Source organism: Sulfurospirillum tamanense (genome assembly GCF_016937535.1).
GTDB lineage: Bacteria > Campylobacterota > Campylobacteria > Campylobacterales > Campylobacteraceae > Sulfurospirillum_B > Sulfurospirillum_B tamanense.
Window position 1 is genome coordinate 1 of record NZ_JAFHKK010000022.1, and the last position, 20,542, is coordinate 20,542.

Below are 20,542 nucleotides of genomic sequence, written 5' to 3' on the forward strand. Positions count from 1 at the left end.
GACAAAGACCTCAACAACCACGCGGGGAGCCTCATGAACACTACCAAGGAGTACATAGACACATGTGCGCCAATCGATCCCAATCCTTTTGTGGTGGGTAAAATGTACTGCGGGTGGGACCGCAAAAATCAAGCGGCTAGAGCTATTATCGTCGCGTTTGATGTGCAGCCAAGTGAGCTTGTGACCTATGATGCAGCTAGGGTAAAAGAGGAACTTATGGCCCAAGAGCTTTGGCGCACAGATGGCATCGAGACGCACGAGCCTGAGTGTAAATAATCTTATGCCAGAGTGATTTTGCTCTGGCGTATTTTGTTTGACATTTAATTTTTTTCGTTTAACATAATGACACTATTTGTCATTATGTTAAACTATACTGTCAAAAAATAAAAAGGAATCACAATGTCTGGGTTGTTTCAGTTTTTGACATGGGTAGAGGTTGTGGGCGCTCGCAATGACATGGAATCAAATGCCAGAGAGAGCCAATTGCGTGCCCAAGCGCAAGAGCGGCAAAGATTTGAAGAGAAAGTCAAAGAGCAGTTCCGTAAGCTTTACGAAACCCAAAGCATCTATAGTATTGACCCAGAAGTATTTGATAAAATAGCTGCAGATGCCAATAGTATGTATCAAATGAGCAAACGAAGAACTCCCCCAGAATATGCTATTTTCAAGCCCATGATGGGGTTGGGGGTGTTTTGGGTGCTAGGGTACAATATAGATGCCTTTAAAGAACTTTTAGAGCGCCCTTCTTTTGCCTTAAAGATTTTTTCTCTTGGCGGGTTTGTTTTTTTGATGTTTATTGGCATTGGACTTGTGTTGGGGTTTTTTGATAGCAAAGAAGCAAGAAAGCGTTTTTTTGCTAATAAGGAAGAACTTGTTTTTTCTTTGAAAGCTTTGCATAAGGAGTATGGGATGCTCTCCTTGTATGGCATGCGGCTTAAAGGAGAGATTGATAGGCATGTCAAAAGTCTTTATTTGCTCTTATCGCAAGAAGACCCTGTGCGTGCGCAAAATGCCTTAAAGCTTATATATGAGTACTGCAAGATGCCTAAAGACACTCCCGTGCGCATGGACTATAATTTTTCTCTTTTAGGTTGGGTGGATGAAAAAATCGAGCAAAAATATCGAGAGCTTGGGCCTTATATAAATGACAATAAATGACATTCGTGTGCTATACTTATTGAAAAAGGAGTGCTAGTGCGACAATTTTTTATCTTACTCAATCACCTTTTATTGCCAGAGCAAGAAAGAGAAGCCAAGGAGAAGTGGGGCGCTACGTCCTTTGTGAATCTTTCTGACCAGATGTGGAAAAGCATACCCTCGGGTGCTGAGTCTGTTTTGTCTTATGTGGAAAAGTATCAACAGGCCCTTGAGGAGCAGGGAAAAAAGGGCGACCTTCTGCTTGTTCAAGGTGATTTTGGAGCAACCTATGCTCTTGTGCGATTTGCCCTAAAGCGAGGAATAGTGCCGTTGTACGCAACTACCGCGCGCCACTCTAGGGAGGTGATAGAGAATGGGCAGGTGAAGATTGAACGCATTTTCTCCCATGGACGTTTTAGAAAATACGAGGAGACAACATGAGTAGTCCTGCGAGTACAAAAGTCGGCCATCTGTTTAGACTTTTTAAGAAACTTTACGACGGAGAGGAGCTTTACCCGCAAAAAGATGGTCTTGCCAAAGAACTAGATGTGGATGTGCGGACATTGCGGCGATATCTCAATGAAATACACACGCTTTATGGTGAGGTTATTTTGGTTGAGAAAAAACGGATGTTGCGAGAGGGTAGACTAGTGGGTGTGTATCGACGCATCAAAGAAAAAGAAGATTTGCCAAAGGTTGTGAAGTTTTTGATGGAGGAGTCAAATGAGTTAAGCTGGATTTTGCCTCTTATTTTAGAAAACGACCCATCTCTACTGCGTGAAGAGAAAAAAGCAGTGAGAGAAAAAGTTGAAAAGATGGTGGCTCAGGATAAGGAGTTGTTTTTGTTTCGCTCTAACCCCTTTGAAAATGTCGGTGACCCTGTGCTAAATAATTGTTTTACTAAATTAAAAACGGCAGTAAAAGAGCGGGAATATCGCAAAATCATTTACATGTATAGCCAAGAAGAGGTGCTAGAAAATGCCAAATGCCTAAAACTTATATTCTCTGAAAACAATTGGTATGTAGCGGTTGAGACAGAGCAAGAGGAGCTACGCATGTTGCGCGTTGCGTTTATCAAAGAGGTGCAGTATGCGCAAAAACGCAACGCATACCCCTTGCATATTTTGCACAAATATCATGGATTTTTTGAAACGATTCAAAACCCCTTTACCTTGCATGGAGTAGCTCGAAAAACAGCTATCTTGAAGGCTACTCCAGGGATTGCAAGGTATTTTAAAGAGGGCATGAAGCAATTTTTTGTCTCTCAGCAATTCATCCAAGAGCATGGAGATGGGAGTGTGGAGTTTAGGGTGGACTACACGCAAGATATGGAGATATTGCCATTTATCAGGAGGTGGTTACCTGATATTGTGGTGTTAGAACCATCTGGGCTTAAAAAAGCATTGGTTGAAAACTTACAAGCCGCCCTTAGGGCGCATAAAGAGTAAAGGAGGAGAATGAAAGCAAGATTTGTGCGGGATGCTCACGGTATTGTGGGCGCGCTTTTTGGTACAAAACAACTTAGTTTTAAGAATTTTTTATTCGTGTTGGCGGTGGTTTTTTTTATCGCTTGGTTGCCTGATGGAATTATTAATCTTTTCGTGCAACAAAAAACGTGGGTCGGCATGATGCAAATAGGCGTTAGCCTTGGGATTGGATTATGGATACGTGAGGTAATTAATGAGGCGGCCAGAAAAGCAAGAAGCCCTTTGGGGGTAGATACGCAAGAAGCCAAAGGGGCAAAAGGACTGGTGCTGTTTTTGAGCGATAAAAAAGGAGAAGAAGGCCTGAGGAACTCTGTTTTTGAGGTCGTTTCAAATAGGAAAATGCCCTTATGTGCACTATGGGCGCACAGGGAGAGTCTTGAAAGAGTGTTGGTCGTTGCTTCAGAAAAGAGTATTAAGGAGAGGGATGATTTCTTGAAAGAAGTGAGGCACTATATGCCAAAACTTGTGGAAAAGATTGTATTTTTAGAGGAGCACGGGGGCGACTTTAGCGATGCGGAAATGATTTACGCTTTGCTTGAAAAGACTTTTTTGAAGATAGAAAAAGAGATGAAGATTCGCCCCAGGGATGTTGTTATTGATGTGACAGGAGGTTCAAAAATCGTTTCTATCGCAGGGGCTATTTTTGCATTGCCGATGGATAGACAGATGCAATATGTCGATGGCGATGGCAAGGCTAAGGTATATGACATGTGCTACAAGGAGGGGTGATGTCTAAAAATAGAACTACTCCCTATACAAAAACCCAAACGGTTTGCGGAATAAGGAGGGTTTGTAGCCGGTGATGGCGCCCCATGTTACTAGAATTCCCAGTGTGAGCCACAAGGGTGCGCCAAATAAGCTAAGGACTACATAGAGCAAAAAAGCCACGCCTATGATGATGGCAAAATCTAAGAAAAAATGCATCGGATTACTCTTTTTTTCCATGGCCCGCTCCTGTGTTTTGGGTGATTATAGATGATTTTTTATTACATGTAAAGCCCGCTAGAGGTCGCATCCCATCAGGAGATACGGATGTTCCAAAAGGCTACGTTCTTCATAGACACTAAACCCAAGTGCGCTGTAAAATGCTGCAAGTGCGAGCTGTTTGGCATCGGCCACGAGCCAAAATTTGTCGTGCCCGCGCGCTCTTCCTAGCACTTTACCCTCTTCGATGAGTCCCTTGGCGATGCCGCGCCCGCGAAAAGCCTCGGCGGTGGCAATGGCGTCAAGGTACCAGCCATTGGGCGGACACTCTTGTTCAAAAGGCACCTCTCGCCCCAAAAAATGCAAAATGGGCACGTCCAATGCGCACGCCTCCGCTCCAGCGTAAAGGACCATCGCCCCTGCCACTTCGCCCCCTTCTTCATACACCCAGATGTTTTCAGTGCTCAGCCGACATGCGCTCATCCCCATGTAGCGCGCAAGCACCGCTAGGGTTTTCTCATAAGAGCTCTCTCCTGCCAACCCATGGGCAATCTCTCCCATGGCCAAATACAAAAGGGGTGCCAACGCTTTTGTGTCTTCGTGGCGCGCTTGTCGTATCATTTTGCCTCCATTTTTGGGCGATTATAGGCGATTTTTCCTTACATGTAAAGGCATTTTTGCTACACTTTTGCCATGCAAACCCTGACCGAAGTCGCCAATGCGACCCTTGAGATTAAAAAATCCACCTTTCACGCGTACCTTGTACCTTTTGCAGACTTTGAAATGTGGCGTGAAAAGCTCAAATCCGACCACCCAAAAGCCCGCCACATCGTCTGGGCGTACCGTGCGTTAAACGCCTACGGTCAGATTGTTGAAAACCAAACGGACGATGGTGAGCCCAAAGGCACCTCTGGCCCTCCTGCGCTTAATGCCTTGCGCGGCGCCCAACTCATCGACGCGGCCGTGCTTGTGGTGCGCTATTTTGGAGGCATTAAACTAGGCCCTGGAGGCTTGGTGCGCGCTTATGCAGGAGCAACCAACGCGGCCATCGACGTTGCGGCACTTGTCCCTTTTGCGCCCAAGCGCGACGTGCGTTTTTACGTGCCTTATGCTTTAGTGCAACGGGTGGAGTATTGGGTAGAAAAAGAAGGGTGTGGCACAAAAGAGCGGGTGTTTGACGCTACAGGGGCGACGTGGACGCTAGCACTCACAAAAGCGCAAGAAGAAGCTTTTGTGAGCTTTACCTGCGCTTTTGAGCAAGAAGGATTGGTATGGTTATGAGGCGACCATTTGTACTTCGACGGTAATTTTCACCTCATCCCCTACGACAACACCACCCGCTTCTAGGGCACGATTCCATGTGAGTCCAAAGTCTTTGCGGTCTACTTTACCCTCAAGGGTGAAGCCGACACGCTCTTTGCCCTGCATGTCTGCAATAATGCCGTTGATGGTGGTCTTGAGTTCCACGGATCGCGTAATGCCGCGGATGGTCAAGTCGCCTTTCATTACGCCAACGTCACCGTTGGCAACGTAGCTTTTCATGACAAAGGTGAGGGTAGGGTGGTTAGCCGCGTCAAAAAAATCAGGGCTACGCAAGTGGTCATCCCGCTTTTGATTGGCAGTATTGACACTTGTTGTGTCGACGGTGGCTTTGAGTTCAGAAAAGGTCTTTGTGGCAGGGTCAAAGGCGAATGTCGCTTTGTAGCTATCAAAGTTACCTTTAACACTAGAAATCATCAAATGTTTAACAGAAAACTCAACGCTTGAGTGGGCGCCATCAAGAACGTAGTCTTTAGCCGAAGCACCAGTAAGAAAAAGAGCCAAGAAGAGCAAGGAAACGATAAATTTTTTCATAATCAATCCTTTTTAATAAAATTTATCAATTATAATCCTGCTCAACTTAATGCGTATTATGACAAACTGCGTAGTTTAATCAGTTAAGCTAGCCCAAATTTAAGCATCACTCCAAAGAGCATACTACTGCAAAGCCCTGCAATTACACCAGCAATCACATCGTCCCCCATGACACCCAAGCCACCTTTGACGTGTTTGTCAATGCGCCCGATGACAGAGGGTTTCCAAATGTCAAAAACTCGAAACAGCACGATGCTAAATACCCACTGGGCTAAGGTTCCTGAGCTAATGCTTAGCGCTATCCACACGCCAACAACTTCATCAATAACAATGGATTTATCGTCATGCGGCCCACCTGCTGCTTCGTAAGCATCGATTTGTTTGATGCCAATGATAGCCAAAAGCAAAGCACCTAAAAATAGCGTTTCAAGGCTGAGGTATTGGACGATGGGCACAGCAACAGCCGCGCCCGCCAAGGTGCCAACTGTGCCAGGGGCTTTAGGAAAGCGCCCCGAGTAGAAAAATGTTAAAAAAAGCTCACGCATAACAGTCCTTAAACAAGTGAAGTGGTTTGGTAAAGTTTCATCAGTTCTAAGTAGAAGTCTTTTTCATCGTGGCTTTCCAATAGCCCGGCGTTAGGGAAAATGTCGTCGTAAATGCGCTGAATATTTTCAAAACGGTTAGGAAAAAGCTCACTAAGCAAGATAGCAGAGATGTCTTTACGCATGAGTACCGCAGGGGGTAAAATCCCCGCAGTAAGGAGGGCTTTAAGGGATTCGGAGTGGTATTTGATGTGGTGGTGTTGGCCGTGTGGGCAGGTTTTGGTGCTCACGAGTGTCTTGCAGATGTTGCAGTAGACAAATTCTGAGAGAATCACCACTTCAAGGGGCAAGTCTTTTTTGTAGCGGTCCAAACTAGAGTGGGGTTGGTTTTTGTCAAAATACATCCCAATTCCGCTGTGGTTTTGTCCGATGACAAGCTTGGTGCACCCAAAGTTATACGCCGCGATACTCTCAAGTACAGGGTTGTTGTGCCCTGCAAAAATGTAGGTGTTTTCAAAGGGAACGATGAGTACACGGTTTTTAGGCAGGTAATTGTCTACAAAATACTGCAAGCTTTTCAAGCGCAGTTCAAAAGAAAAAGGGTCGATTTTGTTGGGTTTAAGAAGAAAAATGACTAATAAATCAGCCTTTTCAAGTGCCATACGCAGCAAGCGCTCGTGGGCGCGATGAAAAGGGCGCGCTGTCATCATGAGTGCAGTGATTTTTTTAGCACCCAGCTCCTCTTTGGCTTGTCTGATGCGCTCTTTAGACTCTTTGACTTCATCAAAATCGAGGGTAAATTCCCCGCTAATGGCAAGCTTTCCCAGGCGCTTAAGAAGCACTTGTGTTTCATGGTCACTCGGGTCATAGGTGCCAAAGATGTTGGTGATGCGCTTAACTTTGTCAATTTCAAAGTAGTCTTCTACGACAACCTCACCTTTTTTTTCTCGCCCGACAATGAGGTCTAGTATTTCGCCTGTCTTGCAACTAGTGATGACCTCTTGGTTACGCCGTCCGTTGGGTGCCATAATAAACGAAAAAGGCATAGGAGAACCCTTGTAATACCCTGTTTCGTTGGTGCTTACGGCTTCTTCTTTGTTCATAAGCTTGGTGACTTTTCCCAAAATGCCCTCTTTGGCAAGGGCGAGTGTGGCCAGTGCCTCTTTGTCGATAAACAGCTGTTTATTTTTTCTTGGCGATACCATACTTTTTCCTCTTTTCCCATAAGCTTTTGCGGCTAATGCCTAGTTTTTTAGAAAGTTCTGTGTCAGGAAACTTAGCCTGAAAAGTTGTTATAACATATTTAACATAATCATCGATGCACAAAATATCGCCATGGTCGAAAATCTTGAGCTCTGATTGGAGCACAATGGTCTCTGTAAGGTCTTCTTCATTGGTGTCAGTGGAGGAGAGAATGGCACGTCTGTTTTCAACGAGGTTGAAAATCTTGCTTTTTTCACTTTTTTTGATGGCTTGGAGGTTGATGAGGTAGAGTAGCTGTCCGCGTGGAGCTTTGATGATGCGCTCAATAGCACCAGGCTGAGAGAGCGAAATAAAAGCAAAAGGTTCTTTGATAGCTTTGGCAAATTCAAACACCAAGGCGTCGGCGTCTTTTTGATAATCTGTTTTAATGAGCACAGGAAAAGCGGTGCGTCGGTCAATTTTTTTGGTATGTAGATTTTCAAAAAGATGCTCTAGATAAGACTTGTACGTCGCATTTTCTTGAGTGAGCGCATCAAATTCTCTGAGGTGCTGGAGTTTGCGGATGAGCTCCTCGATCATGAAAGGCTTTTGGATGTAATCCTTTGCCCCTGCCTTAATGGGGTTGGAGACCGTGTCGTTACTGATGTAAGAAATCATTAGGATAATGATGGAGGATTTATGCTTTTCGATAACAGGGTAAAAATTCTGCCCCGAAATGTTGGTGGAGAGGAGGATTGCGTCGTAGTGTTCGTCTCGTAGCGCCTCTTTGATGGTGGCAGCATTGTCACATGTATAGCCAAGGTCATTCAGCCGTGAGGCAATGCTTTGAGCCAGATAGATTTCATTTTCAACGATTAAGATCTTCATGCGCGTGTCCAATCATAAAATTTTAATGTAGCGCTTGCCTGCACAGCAACCCCTTCGTTGCGCCCCACGAATCCGAGGTGTTCCGTGGTGGTAGCTTTAACATTAATTTGCGAAGGTGAAAGCCCTACTAAAGATGCAATACGTCGGCGCATTGCATCTTTGAAGGCACCAAGTTTTGGGGTTTGGGCGATGATGGTGATGTCGCAATGCACCATCTCAAAACCCACGCTTTTGACAAATTCCACCACTTTGCCCAGCAAAACACCCGAATCTGCCCCTTTGTACGCGGGGTCCGTGTCGGGAAAAAACTCCCCAATGTCCCCTGCGCACGCCGCGCCTAAAATCGCGTCTGTGAGGGCGTGTAGGGCCACGTCGCCATCAGAGTGGGCTTTGAAGCCTTGGGTTTGGGAGACTTCTACGCCCCCAAGCATCATCGGCCCAACGTCACTAAAAGCATGTACGTCAAACCCGTTGCCCGTGAACATAAAAGGGGAGGGCGCATCAAGACAAGAGAGTTTGGCCAAATCGCCTGCAAAGGTGAGCTTGTGGGCGCGCTCATCGCCCTCAACATACCACGCTGTGCCGCCATTTGCCTTAATGGCACTGCTATCGTCGGTAAAGCAAACATCTGTCTTTAGGGCATTTTTGAGGGCTTGGGTGTGGGAGAGTTGGGGGGTTTGGATAAGCCTAACTTCCTCACGATTAATGGGGTCATCTTGAAAAAAAGCGGTATCAGTCACCTTGCAAGCAGGCACAATCACATCAGCACATCCTGCACTTCCAAGCAGACGCGCGATGACTTCTTGGGGAACGCAAGCCCTTGCGATGTCGCTAACCATGACGTGAGGCGTGTTTACATGTAAAAGCGCGGCTTTGAGAGATTCTTGGCGGGTGTCGCCTCCTTCGCAAAAGGTAAAATCCCCAAAGTGGCGCATATAGGCAAGCTCTGCTTTGGGTGCAACAATGATAACCTTGGCAAAGGGATGCATTGCTACAAGGCGTTTGGTAGCCACAAGCCACAACGGGTCGCAACCGACACGTAACCACTGTTTTTTTACTGGAAGGCCAAAGCGCATAGAGCTTCCCGCTCCGAGCATTACTAACGACAAATCAGGCACATTTTGTCCTTTTTTCACTGTTAGAGTGTTACGAAAGTATACATTGTAGAAACTTGTTTTTCTCTTTTTAATTTTTGTTAGTGGCAAGGGGAAGTGTTACCACGACAACCAATCCGCTCGTAGCATGGTTGTGTGCTGTGATGGTTCCAGTGTGTGCAAGAATGATTTGTTTGGCAATGGACAGCCCAAGACCATAGCCTTGAACGTTGCGCGACCTTGCCTCATCGCACCGGTAAAACCTATCAAAAAGGTGTGCTATTTTATCTTCAGAAACACCAGGGCCGTTGTCACTTACAACAAGCTTAGCATGGGTTGGTGTGCGCGTGAGGCTTAGGGTGATAGTGGTGTCTTTGGGGCTGTATTTGATGGCGTTTTCGATAAGGTTAAAAAACACTTGTTGTAGCAGTAACTCGTCGCATAAAACAGGTGTATTTTCAAGGTCGTTTACATGTAAGTCAATCTGTTTTTTGGAAGCAACAGGCCACAGCTCTTCAATGCACTTTAGGACAATATCATCAGCTTGATTGCGGGTGAAGTGCTTGGCAAGGGATTTCTTCTCCATGTAGGCGAGCATTAAAAGATTTTTGACGATGGATTGAAGGGTATTGACGCCTTCAAGGGCAGAAGAGAGGGTGTTTTGATACTCTTGCGCCGTGCGGTTTTTTTTTAAAGCTATTTCTAGTTCGCCTTTTATGGATGTCAACGGGGTTTTGAGTTCATGGGAAACATCAGAAGAAAAACGTTTGATTTGACTTAGCGAATGGGTGAGCTTTAAATCCACTTCTTCGTTAAAGATTTGCAACGCTTTTACCGAACATGCGGTTATGATGATGGCACAAAATGCCCTGAAAAACTGCACAGGAAAGCCAAATGTCTCTAAAAACCACGCAGCATTGAAGGTGTTTCCAGGAAAGTAATTTGTGGGATAAACGGCAATAATGGCTATAAAAGCGTAAAAAATAAAAGCGACCCCTGGGATTTTAAAATAGAGTTTGAGCTTTTCTGCGTAAGGGGTCTTTTTGAGGGATTCTCCGTAAAAATAAAGCCCAATGCCCAAAAAAAGAGAACCAAAAAATCCATAGGTATAGCGCACGGCGGAAATAATCCCATCGTACGAAGGGTCGAGCATGACGAGAATGAAAAAATTAGTGATGCTGATGGGATAAATAATGCGACTATCGTAAAGATAGAAGAGAAAATGAAGAGGGTGCTGTTTATGTTTAAAGCTTTCGCGGATGATAAAACGGGAAAATTCAAATAAAAAGAAATAGGAAATGACAAGAAAAAAGGATTTAAAAGCGATGAGCACATCGTGCAGTTGAGGCTTGACATAACTGTAGAGAAACACCCACTCGACTAAAGCGTGGGAGATGCCAAATGCTCCCAAGAGCCAGATTTTTTTAGCAAAAAAGATTTGGCTTTGTTTGGTCTTGACAAAAAAAGCAAGAATGCCAAGCACAAAAAAAGCAAGACCGTAAATAAAGAGGATTATTTCCATGAAATGCGCCTAAGTATCATCGATTTTGTACCCTGAGCCTCGCACGGTTTTGATGAGTTTTTTCTCCCCCTCGGTGTCTATTTTTTGGCGCAAATGGTGAATGAAAACGTTGATGACGTTGCTAGAGGTAGATTCACTGATGCCCCAGATTTTTTCTTGCAGTTGGGTGTGGGTTAAAACACTTCCCTTGTTGAGTAGTAGTAGCATGAGCATATCAAACTCTTTGCTGGTGAGGTTAATGAGGCGATTTGAACGAGACACATGGCGTTTGGGAACTGTAATCTTTAGGGTATCTAATGTGATAGTTTCGTCAAAATGGTAAGAAGTGCGACGCAAAAGGGCGTTGAGTCTGGCAACAAGTTCTGCAAACTCAAAGGGTTTGCACAAGTAGTCATCCGCGCCACAATTTAGTCCGTGGACTTTCTCTTCAAGGGTGTTTTTAGCTGTGAGCATGAGCACCGGTGTGGTGATTTTTTTAGCACGTAAACGCATGCAGAGTTGGTCTCCTTGAATGCCAGGAAGCATCCAATCAACAACGAGTGCGTCGTAGGGAAATTCACTTGCTAGGTAAAATCCGCTAGAGCCATCTTGTGCCGTGTCCACCAAAAACCCTTCCTCTTCGAGGCCTTTTTTGACGAAAGAGAGGATTTTGATGTCATCTTCGATGAGTAAAAGTTTCATGGAAGTGATTCTACTTCAATGCCCTTATGGAAAGATTAAGAAAAATTAACAAAACGTTAATGCTGACGAAATATCCCTCCATTACAATGCAGTTACATTTTACTTAAGGAGTTTTCATGAAAAAGATTTCATGCGTGTTGGCAAGTGCTTTGCTTGCGGGTTCTGCGCTGTATGGGGGCACTGGGCTGACGTTGGAGAGCGCTAAGGTGAAAGGCGTTGCTTCGCTAGACGCAGGTGACGCAGCTTGGGCAAGCGCTAAACCTATTCAGATTGTTGTAGACCAGCTTCCCTATCAGAGCGAAAAATACACAGGTATTAAAAACACCACCGTAAAGATGCAGTCCGTGTATGATAGTGAGTATGTCTACTTTAAAATCGAGTATGCTGACCCTACAAAAAGCCTTGAGCGTTATCCTTGGGAAAAACAACCCGATGGCACATGGAAGCAACTCAAAAACCCAGACCAGTTTGGAAAAGAAAATACCTATTATGAAGACAGAGTCGCCATGTATTGGGACATCAGCGCACGTGGGTTTGAGCGAAGAGGATGTGCTGTTGCTTGCCACATGGCAGAAAATGGCAAAATCAACGGCGTGGATGCTGGCAAAACAGCAGGACGAAAATTTACACGCGCGGAAGGACAACTCATCGATATGTGGCATTCAAAGGGCGTGCGAACGGATTCTGTCGGGCAAGTGGATGACCAGTTTGTGAACCATGTTGCAGACCCATCTGTCAATCGAAATTGGGGAAGAAACGGTGATGAGCGAACAGGCGGAGGCTATAAGGATAACATCAACAAAGAAAAAACTGCTCCTATGTATATTAGCTCCAAGGCACAGCCAGATTTATTTTGGATTCATGATGCAGACAAAGCTCCTTTTGTAGACACTTTTAAAGCAGGCGACAGAATCCCTGCGATGGTCGTCAGCCCGTTTGAGGGGTCTCGTGGGGATATTAGCATCAACTCAACATGGGAAAATGGCGTTTGGACATACGTGATGAAACGCGCCCTTGTAACCAAGCATCCAAAATCCGCAGAACAAGATGTGCAGTTTAGCGACCTTGGCAAAGCCTATCCTTTTGCCGTGGCTGTGTTTGACAATTCTCAAATCAACCACGTGTACCATGAGGGCTCCATTTCTTTAACCTTTAAGTAGAGGCACAAAGTGCCCTTGGAAGCCCCAAGGGCATGGCAAAAAGTATAAAAAGGAAAATATGTGAACATTCAACACCTTAATATTCAAGCAAAAATGGCCATCACCTTGTTTTTGGGCTTTGTGATTGTGGCAACGGTCTCTTCGGTGATTTTATTGGGACTTGCTCTCACGGGGGAAAAATCGGGCCTGAAAATCCCCACGGTGGGGCAGATTAGTAAAAAATATGGCACTTCCATGCTAGTAGGTTCCATGCACGGAAGTATGAAAGAGTTTGTGAGCGCACTAGAAGACATTGAGGTGGTGGAGCAATGGGTGAGCGAGGGGGCAAAACAAGAGCATCCTTTGTATAAAGACGTTGAAACCATCATCCGCTACGACTGTCGCAATTGCCACTCGCGCACTTCGACTATGACCCGCGCGATTCGTTCCATGCCTTTTGAGACGTACGAAGACATCGTTTTGTACACAGAGGCGGGGTATTCGTGGAAGCAAATGTCTAAGCAAGCGCATATTCACATGTATGGTATCGCGTCGTTTTTGATTTTTGTGACCCTGTTGTTTGCGTATACGACGTACAAAGAGTGGGTGCGTTCGGCGTTGATTGTGTTGTCATTTTCGGCCGGATTTATTGATATTTTCTCGTGGTGGTTCATCAAAGAAATTCCCGCACTTGCTTATGCTATTTATGGTTTTGGCAGTGTGATGGTGGGGTCGATTCTCCTTATGTCTGCGTTGATTTTGTTAGACATGTGGAAACTTCCACGACCACTTAAAGAATAGATTTTTTAATGTTACATGTAAGGCAATAGTCCTTACATGTAACATCTGCAATATAAGACTAAAAAACTCCTATATCTTAAGCCTCCTTTTAACATCAAAGTGCTATATTCCAAAAATCAATTACGACGCTATCTGAGAAGGTAAGCACTGTTTTAGGAGAAAGCATTGACAAAAGAATTAGTTTTAGAAGCCCTTAAAGGGGTCAAATACCCAGGATTTGAAAAAGACATCGTCGCCTTTGGCTTTGTCAAAGACGTAGAAGTGAGCGGTGAAAATGTGCTACTTAATGTAGAGATTGTCTCAGCAAGCCCTGAGGTGGCCGAAGAACTTCGCGGTGCTATTACTGCCTGTTTGACCAAAGCGGGTGCGGCGCGCGTGGACGTGACCATCAAACAGCCTAAGCCCCCAGCCCAAAAAAGCAACTCCCAGTCAGGTAAAAACATCGCCCCACACGTGAGAAACTTTGTTATGGTCAGCTCCGGCAAAGGCGGTGTGGGCAAGTCTACCACCACGGTGAACCTTGCTCTTGCTATGGCGGCCCAAGGTAAAAAGGTCGGCTTGTTGGATGCGGACATTTACGGGCCAAACATTCCTCGGATGCTTGGCGTTGTAGGCACGCATCCTGAGATTGTCGGGCAAAAAGTCAAGCCCATCCAAACCCACGGCATCGAGATGATGAGCATGGGGTCGCTCATGGAAGAGGGGCAATCGCTCATCTGGCGTGGCGCCATGGTCATGAAAGCCATCGAACAACTCCTTGGCGACATTTTGTGGAGTGACTTGGATGTGCTCTTCATCGACATGCCTCCAGGAACGGGTGACGCGCAATTAACACTCGCGCAAAGCGTGCCTGTCACCGTGGGTGTGTGTGTCACGACGCCACAACAAGTAGCCCTTGATGACACCGTGCGAAGCCTCGACATGTTCCAAAAACTCCACATTCCTATCGCGGGGATTGTGGAAAACATGAGCGGTTTTATCTGTCCAGAAAGTGGCAAAGAGTACGACATCTTTGGCAAAGGAACTACTCAGCCTTTAGCGACAGAATTTAACACCGTCGTGCTAGCAGAAGTACCCATCGAACCCGCCGTGCGTGAAGGCGGAGACGCGGGCAAGCCTGTCACGTTCTACGCCCCAAGCTCTGAAACCGCCAAACGCTACCACGAAGCGGCGCGCAAATTGTGGGCGACTATCGAAAAAGTAAACGAAGAGGGTGGCGCTTCCAACGAAGCCATCCAACCCACCACGCCTGCTGGCGTGAGTGCGTGTTCTGCTAAACATTAGGCGCTAGGCTAGCGCACATTTAGCGTTACATGTAAAGCCTTTACATGTAACGCTTTTTTATTTTCCTCTTAACTCTTTCTTTTATTCCAGTAAAAAAACATCATCTTTGAGTGCACGGTTATTTAGGTAGTTTCGAAGCCTTGTTGCAATAGCTTCGCGAAGGCTTGCGGGGTGGTGTACTTGGATGTGGGGCAAAAACGCCATGATGGTCGGGAGTATTTCCATTTCGTGGGTGATGCGAAAGGAAAGGAGTAAGCTTCCGTCTTCTCGTGCTTCTAGGGTGCGTTGGGACTTGGAGAGGGGTTTGCGTAGAAAATATTTAGCGACCACTGCGTCTACATGTAAGACCACTTCAAAAGCCTCTTTGTTTGCACTAAACCAAATATTAATCGCGTTGTCGAGTTTTTCATCGAGCGCTTTGTCGTGTGTAAAGGTCTTTTCTTGAACTTGGAGGTTGCGCATGCTTTTGAGGTGGTATTTTTTAAACACATTGGTGCGACTTTCTAGGCCGACTACGTACCAGTACCCATCAAAGTTAACAATCTTCAAAGGCTTGATTTCTGTCTGGAAATCCTTGCTTTCTTTGTGGTAGGCAAACCTCACGATGCGGTTTTTTACAATGGCCGCTTCAAGGGTGTAAATCTGCTCCATCCAGTCGCTGATGTCTTCGATGTTGAGCCTTGCGTAGATGGGGCTTAGGTCTTGGTTTTTGATTTTTGAGAGTAAGTGCTTGGCGCGAAGCGAAAAGCCTGAACCTAGGTTTTCGCTCATCTTTTCGAGCATATCAAGGACGAGTTGGTCTTGGAGGTTGGTGGTTTTGGTGAGGCAAAATCCCTCTTGCATTTGCCAGCCACGCCCTGATTTTTGGATGGGAAAGCGAATGAGCCGTTCGTTGAAATCGCGTTGAATGGTGCGCGTACTGGTGTTAAACTCTTCTGCAAGTTCGTTTACATGTAAGGTTTCCCCCTCGTACAAGCGTCGCAAGATTTCCAAAAGGCGCGTGAGGGTTTTATCGTAGTCGTGTTTATAAGACATTAGGCTTCCTTTGGCGGGGCTAGTTCTTTGAGTTTTTCCAATACTTTCACCATGGCCAATGTGTCTAGTTTGCAGTACGCAAGCAAAGCATTTCTGTAAGCCTCTTTGGTAAGTTCGTCGATTGTCGAAAGTGCGCCAAAGGCTTGCATGGCTTCCCCGCCATGGTGGACTAGGTTTAATTCTTTATAAGCATTTTCCATTTCAGGCACGAGGGCGGGGAGGACGGATTTGATAGAGTAGCTTCCTTGCATTTTGGGGTGGTAGTAGTGCTTGTTTTGAAAGGGGCTCATGAGGTCTTTGATGTTATCGTGCAAGGCCATGAGTTTTGGAGCAAGGGATGGGAAGCTTTGGGCAAGGGCTTTGATGACCCCTTTTTCAAAGCCCATGTTGTACGCCAAAATATCCGCGTCTAAGGGAATGTCTTGCGCCAACTGGGTCGCTAACGCCTCCCTTGGGTCTTCGCCCTCACAGGCTAAAAATTCTTTGTGTTCCACCTTGCCATCGCCATAATCAACATGGATGGAGTACTGAAACGGGATTTGCATAAAAGGCCTGATGCCCCTCCACTGCGGAATTGCCTGCTGAAAGGTTTCAAAGTCTAAATGGTAAATGGGATAGCGTAGTGTTTGCAAAAACGCTTTGATAGCATCTGTGTCGATGATGGGTTTTTGGGAAAGATGGGCTTGGATTTGGATTTGTTGGGCCAACGAATAAGGAGCGAGATTGCTTATATCTTCCAGCTTCACAATACCGCTTTTGTAAAGGGCGAGTTTTTTATCTAGGCGCAATCTTGAGATATTAAAAACACTATAAGGGGGAATTTGTCGCTGTTTATACCAACAATACCCAAATCCATCACACGCATATGGTTCGGTGCAGTGTTTGCCAATATCAACGGGTGGTTCGTTTTCTTTGTCCTCTAAATGCTCACGAAACCTCTCTACATGTAAAGGGATATCGCTTTGTTTTTCTAGCACGGCATGGGTCACGTCGGTGATGGTGAAAAGGCTAGCAATATCAAGGGTGTCTGCGCGTTCGTATTGGTTGTTGATGTGGATGATGTTCACGCGCCTCACATCATAACCAAGGCCATTTAAAACGTAGTACTGGACGGAGGCGTCGTCTAGGTACACGTCTTTGACTTGCGTGGAGCTTTTGACTTCGTTGATGATAACCGTGTTGTCTTCGATACACAAAATATCGACCATGACCAAAATGCCCTCATACTTAAACGTCGCCTCGTAAATATGTTTTTGCCCTGCGTTGATGTAGTCTTGAGTGAGGATGATTTTATCTTCAAAGGTGGTGCCTTCATAGGGAATGGTGACACCATTAGGAAAAAGTGCACAGGCTAACTCTCCAACCGCATTACCTGTGTCAAAAATAGCTTGCACAGCCGCATCTGGAGGCGTGAGCACAGAGGGCGCGTGCTTTTTAAGCCAAAGGGATTTGACACACTGCAAACCGCGCGTGTAGAGGGACTTGGACAGATGCATGAGGCTCCTTTGGGGGCGATTATACTGAAATAGTTGGGTGAAAAAGGCAGTATAGCCAGAGAAAACGACAGCTTTGTGTCTGGATGGGAAGAATTGAGCATATTTACAAAACCAGACATAAAGCTGTCCTTATGTCCTTGTAAACTAGCAAAACCATATCCAAAGGAGCTGGTATGCTAGAAGACATCAGGGAGATTACACGTTTTGTGTTTGATATATTTGAACCAGAAAACAAAGCATTAAGTAACCCAAAAATTTGCCACAATGTTTACCGAAAACTGACTCTGCTTACAGGCAAGGCCAATTTTATCGCAGAGTATCATCTAAACATAGATTTAGCTCACGAGATTTCAACAAACTCTTCTCTTTCGGGAGCAATGTTTGACTGGAAACACCTATTTAATGGTGAACTGGAAGCATTGAATGTTCTCATCAAAGACTATCTCCAAGAACTAACACTCCTTTCTTTGAAAGACCCCTCTTGTAGCAACCATTCCCTTGTAGGTAAAAAATACAACATGATGTATTTTTATTTTTTCGTTAAAGAGCGGTACAATGTAGGGTATATAGACCCTTGTGACTTCATGCTCACCTCACTTATATTAAACCCCAAAATTCACGATAACCAAAATTTTGACATGGCAAATCCAAGTATGCTAAACCTTGCAGATGGCAAATCAAGGGTTGCTTTACAAAATCACCTTAGAAACATAAAAAAGCTTTTGGATATAGAGCTAGAAAGACTCAAACGCTATATGGTGAAAAATTACACACTAGAGATGGTGTTGTAAAAATCAAAAAACAAGGAAAAGGCCGATGAAAATTAAAACCATGCCCTATAAAGTGGCTTTGACAAAAATCAGGAAAAAGTCAACACTTCACAAGAAAGACATTCGTGTTGACAAGGCTGATATTGCCACGGTGCTGAAAAATGCGCGCATCCTCTTTGTTTTTAAAATCCACAATGCAAGCATAAAAAAACAAAAAAAGATGCTACAAAACATCGGTAAACTGCCACACGCTCAAGGCATTATTGTGAAATTTAAAATCCACCAAAACTGGCCCATGGACAATATTTTAGAAACTATGAATTGTCTCCATGGGCTACTTGATGAAACTATGCCTATTTGTTTTTGCACCTATACGACCCATGCAATGAAACCAAACAAAGCAACACTCTCAATCTTTGTAGGCAGTAGCACAAGAACCAAACCAGACATAAAGCTGTCGAAAATCTTTCCTACACTGTCGCAAACATGTCAGGAGGAAAAGCTCAATGCAACGCGATGACGAGATACAGGCACTGTGCGCATGGGCAGACGCAAACCAACTCCCTTACAAGTGCCTTCCAAGAGACATGGAAGTGCTTTACTCCCTAACCATTTTGAAGCTTTTTAGGAAAAACTTGACGGAATTGCCCACATCTCTTGGTTGTCTGACAAATCTAAAGAAATTCAATGTTTTCAGCAACCGTCTTACTTGCATTCCTGTCCAACTCATGAATTGCAAAAATTTAGAACTCTTGAATTTGAAAAAGAATATGATAAGCTCGATACCGCCAGAAATCGGTCAACTGACAAAGCTTAGATACCTAGACCTTAATGTAAACGCACTAAGCGCTTTGCCAAAAGAGATAGGCGAGCTTACCAGTTTGGAAAGTCTATTTCTCTTTGGAAATGATTTGCGTGCTTTGCCCAAAGAAATCATCAAGCTCAAAAACCTTTCTACTTTAGAACTTGATGGCAATCCAAGGCTCGTGCTCTCGTCCGCTCAACAAGAATGGATAGAAGAGCTAAAAACAAATGGGTGCGATGTGTTTGGCCCATCAGAAGGAGATGTACAGTGAGTGAAGAAAACAAGGTGCAAGTTCTCAAAGACTTTGTCTTTAACGACGAAGTTCAGGAGCTTTTAGCACAAATATCTGAGTGTGTGATGGACTTTAATGTCTTGGAAATCACAGGCATGGGAACGCAAGAAATCAAACACTCCAAGCTTTTAGCGTGGATGTTTGGGGACAATGAGCACGGCTTAGACTACGCTATCTTGGAAGGGTTCCTTAAAAGAGTGGTTGATGCAAACGATGAAGGCGAAACCCTAGAATCTCTAAAGCATTACCTCTATTTGCCTGAAAACAAGCGCAATATTACCGTGCTTTGTGAACAAGATAATATTGACCTGCTGGTTGTGGATGAAGCAAACAAGGTTGTTGTTGTCATTGAAAATAAAGTATACGCCAAGGAGAGAACGCAGGGTGAAGATGGAGGACAATTAAACAAATACACTGACATTGTGAGGCGAAAGTACAGTGGTTATGCGTGTTATTTTGTCTATCTTACGCTTGATTCATCTTTGCCATCCAATGGCAATGAGCAGTGGATGTGCGCAAGTCACGACATGGTTGGGCAAACAGTTGAACACCTTCTTGGAACTCAGAGTATCAACTTAAAAGCTGAACTTGTGTTGTCGAGCTATGTGGATTTACTAAAAAGGAGAAAAATTATGGAAGATAAGGCACTAGAAGAGTTGTGTAAAAAAGTATGGGCCAAAAACACAGAAGCGCTTGACATTCTAATGGAGTACCGAACGACAAACCTTGACAAGCTGTATGAGATGGTTGAAAAAGAGTTCAAATTTTATCATGAAGAATATCATGCTATTGAAACTGTCGCAACCGACAAGATTTACCAGCATGTTCATGGAAAAAAATGGAGTACAGAAAATTGGGCTGTTGATGCTCATCTAGAAAAACACCCCAAATCTCTTTGGTTTGGCTATTACCATCCTAGCGATTCAAGAGCTACCAACGAAAAGCTTGCCAGTCTTTACAAAGCACTACTAAATGAAAATATTTTAAACAAGAAAAGAGCCAAGGCTACAGAAATTTTAAAGATTAACGAAGAAGATGTAATCAACATGGATGAGGAAGAACTTCAAAAAGAGATAAATAAAGTTATTGCATTAATACGAGGAAAAATCAAAGAGTTTGAAAAAACTGTGGACGAAATCTTGGGCGCTTGAAAACGCCCTAATATAAAAATCATCACCAGAAGGGGAACCAAGCCATGAAAAATAGCTTCACGATTCTTATCTTGATGGCTAACATAGCAGTTGCCAACACGGCCACAACCTTTACATGTAACGTCACACATCATGGCATGGTGATACCGCTCACGGAGCGTCAGGTACTCAGCATGGGAGAGTCAGCTAAGGCAAGCATGCAGGTAGGAAAGATTAGGGCGAAAGTGGTGATTGATGGGGTTGAAATTGAACTAAAGTATTTTGACACGGATCATTTTGGATTTGACCTTTATATGACACATGAGGGAGCCGACATGCTGGGCTTTGACACTACTAATGAAGGAGGGGAAGATGTGCCAAATGCCTTTATTGAAAGTGCAACCCCTGCGGGAAGCGTCAAGCTTTGGTATAAGTGCAGATAGGGATTAAGCCGCAAACATGGACATTTGTTGGTAGAC

At 44.7% G+C, this 20,542-nt stretch carries 25 protein-coding genes; 14 read left to right on the plus strand and 11 right to left on the minus strand.

Going from position 1 to position 20,542, the window contains the following annotated elements; translation table 11 throughout:
- The 5 genes from JWV37_RS09485 to JWV37_RS09505 all read left to right on the plus strand — a co-directional run.
- A partial coding sequence (locus JWV37_RS09485) for a hypothetical protein (RefSeq protein ID WP_205459559.1) occupies positions 1-276 on the plus strand: 276 nt, incomplete at its 5' end.
- A gap of 123 nt (positions 277-399) precedes the next feature.
- Positions 400-1,158, plus strand: a complete 759-nt coding sequence (locus JWV37_RS09490) for a hypothetical protein (protein WP_205459560.1) — start codon at positions 400-402, stop codon at positions 1,156-1,158.
- A 36-nt stretch (positions 1,159-1,194) separates the two neighbouring features.
- Positions 1,195-1,578, plus strand: coding sequence for a CRISPR-associated protein Csx20 (gene csx20, locus JWV37_RS09495; protein WP_205459561.1), 384 nt, complete (start codon positions 1,195-1,197; stop codon positions 1,576-1,578).
- A complete protein-coding gene (locus JWV37_RS09500; protein ID WP_205459562.1) occupies positions 1,575-2,585 on the plus strand; it encodes a helix-turn-helix transcriptional regulator in 1,011 nt (336 codons plus the stop codon). The genes csx20 and JWV37_RS09500 overlap by 4 nt, the downstream gene beginning before the upstream one ends.
- Positions 2,586-2,594: 9 nt before the next feature.
- A complete protein-coding gene (locus JWV37_RS09505) occupies positions 2,595-3,353 on the plus strand; it encodes a hypothetical protein (RefSeq protein WP_205459563.1) in 759 nt (252 codons plus the stop codon).
- A 15-nt stretch (positions 3,354-3,368) separates the two neighbouring features.
- Here the strand turns inward: JWV37_RS09505 and JWV37_RS09510 are convergent, their stop codons facing one another.
- Both JWV37_RS09510 and JWV37_RS09515 read right to left on the minus strand, forming a co-directional pair.
- Entirely contained in the window at positions 3,369-3,569 is a 201-nt protein-coding gene (locus JWV37_RS09510) for a hypothetical protein (RefSeq protein WP_205459564.1), read from the minus strand.
- 57 nt (positions 3,570-3,626) lie between these two features.
- Positions 3,627-4,169 (minus strand): GNAT family N-acetyltransferase, encoded by a 543-nt coding sequence (locus tag JWV37_RS09515; RefSeq protein WP_205459565.1) that lies wholly within the window; start codon positions 4,167-4,169, stop codon positions 3,627-3,629.
- Between the two features lie 72 nt (positions 4,170-4,241).
- Between JWV37_RS09515 and JWV37_RS09520 the strand changes: the two genes are divergently transcribed.
- The gene (locus JWV37_RS09520) at positions 4,242-4,829 is read left to right on the plus strand and encodes an IMPACT family protein (protein ID WP_205459566.1); all 588 of its coding nucleotides are present in this window, start codon (positions 4,242-4,244) and stop codon (positions 4,827-4,829) included.
- Here the strand turns inward: JWV37_RS09520 and JWV37_RS09525 are convergent.
- From JWV37_RS09525 to JWV37_RS09555, 7 genes are all read right to left on the minus strand, one after another.
- Positions 4,824-5,402: a YceI family protein gene (locus JWV37_RS09525; protein ID WP_205459567.1), complete on the minus strand. Its 579-nt coding sequence runs from the start codon at positions 5,400-5,402 to the stop codon at positions 4,824-4,826. The genes JWV37_RS09520 and JWV37_RS09525 overlap by 6 nt on opposite strands.
- Positions 5,403-5,485: 83 nt before the next feature.
- Positions 5,486-5,947 (minus strand): phosphatidylglycerophosphatase A family protein, encoded by a 462-nt coding sequence (locus JWV37_RS09530; protein ID WP_205459568.1) that lies wholly within the window; start codon positions 5,945-5,947, stop codon positions 5,486-5,488.
- An 8-nt stretch (positions 5,948-5,955) separates the two neighbouring features.
- On the minus strand, positions 5,956-7,149 hold the full coding sequence (locus tag JWV37_RS09535) for a sulfate adenylyltransferase (protein ID WP_205459569.1): 1,194 nt from the start codon (positions 7,147-7,149) through the stop codon (positions 5,956-5,958).
- Positions 7,127-8,014 carry a response regulator gene (locus tag JWV37_RS09540; RefSeq protein WP_205459570.1) on the minus strand — a complete coding sequence of 296 codons (888 nt, stop codon included), beginning with the start codon at positions 8,012-8,014 and terminating at the stop codon, positions 7,127-7,129. Before JWV37_RS09540 ends, JWV37_RS09535 begins: the two co-directional genes overlap by 23 nt.
- A complete protein-coding gene (locus JWV37_RS09545; RefSeq protein WP_205459600.1) occupies positions 8,011-9,132 on the minus strand; it encodes a bifunctional 2-C-methyl-D-erythritol 4-phosphate cytidylyltransferase/2-C-methyl-D-erythritol 2,4-cyclodiphosphate synthase in 1,122 nt (373 codons plus the stop codon). The genes JWV37_RS09540 and JWV37_RS09545 overlap by 4 nt, the downstream gene beginning before the upstream one ends.
- 67 nt (positions 9,133-9,199) lie before the next feature.
- Positions 9,200-10,630, minus strand: coding sequence for a sensor histidine kinase (locus JWV37_RS09550; RefSeq protein ID WP_205459571.1), 1,431 nt, complete (start codon positions 10,628-10,630; stop codon positions 9,200-9,202).
- A 9-nt stretch (positions 10,631-10,639) separates the two neighbouring features.
- On the minus strand, positions 10,640-11,311 hold the full coding sequence (locus JWV37_RS09555; RefSeq protein WP_205459572.1) for a response regulator transcription factor: 672 nt from the start codon (positions 11,309-11,311) through the stop codon (positions 10,640-10,642).
- Between the two features lie 116 nt (positions 11,312-11,427).
- Here JWV37_RS09555 and JWV37_RS09560 point away from each other — a divergent pair, with 116 nt between their 5' ends.
- The 3 genes from JWV37_RS09560 (at position 11,428) to JWV37_RS09570 (ending at position 14,535) form a co-directional block, all read left to right on the plus strand.
- Complete coding sequence (locus tag JWV37_RS09560; RefSeq protein ID WP_205459573.1) at positions 11,428-12,471, plus strand: ethylbenzene dehydrogenase-related protein; 1,044 nt, start codon at positions 11,428-11,430, stop codon at positions 12,469-12,471.
- Positions 12,472-12,531: 60 nt separating this feature from the next.
- Positions 12,532-13,251 carry an Aq_1264-related membrane protein gene (locus JWV37_RS09565; protein ID WP_205459574.1) on the plus strand — a complete coding sequence of 240 codons (720 nt, stop codon included), beginning with the start codon at positions 12,532-12,534 and terminating at the stop codon, positions 13,249-13,251.
- A gap of 165 nt (positions 13,252-13,416) precedes the next feature.
- Positions 13,417-14,535 (plus strand): Mrp/NBP35 family ATP-binding protein, encoded by a 1,119-nt coding sequence (locus JWV37_RS09570; protein ID WP_205459575.1) that lies wholly within the window; start codon positions 13,417-13,419, stop codon positions 14,533-14,535.
- A gap of 81 nt (positions 14,536-14,616) precedes the next feature.
- On the opposite strand, the gene JWV37_RS09575 is transcribed toward JWV37_RS09570, so the two are convergent.
- A complete protein-coding gene (locus JWV37_RS09575; RefSeq protein ID WP_205459576.1) occupies positions 14,617-15,570 on the minus strand; it encodes a helix-turn-helix transcriptional regulator in 954 nt (317 codons plus the stop codon).
- The gene (locus tag JWV37_RS09580; protein WP_205459577.1) at positions 15,570-17,066 is read right to left on the minus strand and encodes a DUF2779 domain-containing protein; all 1,497 of its coding nucleotides are present in this window, start codon (positions 17,064-17,066) and stop codon (positions 15,570-15,572) included. The genes JWV37_RS09575 and JWV37_RS09580 overlap by 1 nt, the downstream gene beginning before the upstream one ends.
- A gap of 173 nt (positions 17,067-17,239) precedes the next feature.
- Here JWV37_RS09580 and JWV37_RS09585 point away from each other — a divergent pair, with 173 nt between their 5' ends.
- The 5 genes from JWV37_RS09585 to JWV37_RS09605 are packed head-to-tail and all read left to right on the plus strand — an operon-like array spanning position 17,240 to position 20,506.
- Entirely contained in the window at positions 17,240-17,857 is a 618-nt protein-coding gene (locus JWV37_RS09585) for a hypothetical protein (RefSeq protein WP_205459578.1), read from the plus strand.
- A gap of 25 nt (positions 17,858-17,882) precedes the next feature.
- Entirely contained in the window at positions 17,883-18,356 is a 474-nt protein-coding gene (locus tag JWV37_RS09590; RefSeq protein ID WP_205459579.1) for a hypothetical protein, read from the plus strand.
- Positions 18,343-18,912: a leucine-rich repeat domain-containing protein gene (locus JWV37_RS09595; protein WP_205459580.1), complete on the plus strand. Its 570-nt coding sequence runs from the start codon at positions 18,343-18,345 to the stop codon at positions 18,910-18,912. Before JWV37_RS09590 ends, JWV37_RS09595 begins: the two co-directional genes overlap by 14 nt.
- Positions 18,909-20,084 (plus strand): PD-(D/E)XK nuclease family protein, encoded by a 1,176-nt coding sequence (locus JWV37_RS09600; RefSeq protein WP_205459581.1) that lies wholly within the window; start codon positions 18,909-18,911, stop codon positions 20,082-20,084. Before JWV37_RS09595 ends, JWV37_RS09600 begins: the two co-directional genes overlap by 4 nt.
- Positions 20,085-20,128: 44 nt before the next feature.
- Positions 20,129-20,506: a hypothetical protein gene (locus tag JWV37_RS09605; RefSeq protein ID WP_205459582.1), complete on the plus strand. Its 378-nt coding sequence runs from the start codon at positions 20,129-20,131 to the stop codon at positions 20,504-20,506.
- Positions 20,507-20,542 lie beyond the last annotated feature (36 nt).